The sequence below is a fragment of the Falsochrobactrum tianjinense genome, from assembly GCF_019100495.1.
Lineage (GTDB): Bacteria > Pseudomonadota > Alphaproteobacteria > Rhizobiales > Rhizobiaceae > Brucella > Brucella tianjinense.
The window spans coordinates 1-1,177 of the sequence record NZ_JAHRVA010000020.1; the positions used below are offsets into that span (position 1 = coordinate 1).

The window sequence follows — 1,177 nt, forward strand, 5'->3', positions numbered from 1 at the left end:
TTACTCGATGATCGAGGATACGATGCCGGCGCCGACGGTGCGGCCACCTTCACGGATAGCGAAGCGCAGCTTCTCTTCCATGGCAATCGGCACGATCAGTGTCACATCCATGGCGACATTGTCACCCGGCATGACCATTTCGGTGCCTTCCGGCAGCGTCACCACACCCGTCACGTCGGTCGTGCGGAAGTAGAACTGCGGACGGTAGTTCGTGAAGAACGGCGTGTGACGGCCACCCTCGTCCTTGGTCAGAATATAGGCTTCTGCCTTGAACTTGGTGTGCGGCTTCACCGAACCCGGCTTGCACAGAACCTGTCCGCGCTCGACGTCTTCACGGCCAACGCCACGAACCAGTGCCCCGATATTGTCGCCTGCCTGGCCCTGATCGAGCAGCTTGCGGAACATTTCAACACCGGTGACAGTCGTCTTCGACGTCGCCTTCATGCCGACGATTTCAACTTCTTCGCCAACCTTGACGATACCGCGCTCGACGCGACCCGTCACAACCGTACCGCGGCCCGAAATCGAGAACACGTCTTCAATCGGCATCAGGAACGGCTGGTCGATCGGGCGTTCCGGCGTCGGAATGTAGCTGTCAACAGCTTCCATCAGCGCGCGAACCGCATCTTCACCCAGCTCCTTCGAGCTGTCTTCGAGAGCAGCCAGAGCCGAGCCCTTGATGATCGGGGTATCGTCGCCGGGGAAATCATACTTCGACAGCAGCTCGCGCACTTCCAGCTCAACCAGCTCGAGAAGCTCGGCATCGTCAACCTGGTCGCACTTGTTGAGGAACACGACAATCGCTGGAACGCCAACCTGACGCGCAAGCAGGATGTGCTCGCGGGTCTGAGGCATCGGGCCGTCAGCTGCCGAAACAACCAGGATCGCGCCGTCCATCTGTGCCGCACCCGTGATCATGTTCTTCACATAGTCGGCGTGGCCGGGGCAGTCGACGTGCGCATAGTGACGGTTAGGCGTCTCATACTCAACATGCGAGGTCGAGATCGTGATGCCGCGGGCCTTCTCTTCAGGCGCTGCGTCAATCTGGTCATAGGCCTTGAAGTCACCGAAGAACTTCGTGATCGCCGCCGTCAGCGACGTCTTGCCGTGGTCAACGTGACCAATCGTGCCAATGTTAACGTGGGGCTTGTTACGTTCGAATTTGCTCTTTGCCATC

At 59.1% G+C, this 1,177-nt stretch carries 1 protein-coding gene; it reads right to left on the reverse strand.

The window, feature by feature from the left end:
* Window positions 1-1,176 carry an elongation factor Tu gene (gene tuf, locus KUG47_RS16690; protein ID WP_217679192.1) on the reverse strand — a complete coding sequence of 392 codons (1,176 nt, stop codon included), beginning with the start codon at window positions 1,174-1,176 and terminating at the stop codon, window positions 1-3.
* Window position 1,177 lies beyond the last annotated feature (1 nt).

Excerpts from the sequence above, each read along its gene's own strand:
- tuf (WP_217679192.1), bottom strand. The coding sequence starts at position 1,176 with ATGGCAAAGAGCAAATTCGAACGTAACAAGCCCCACGTTAACATTGGC.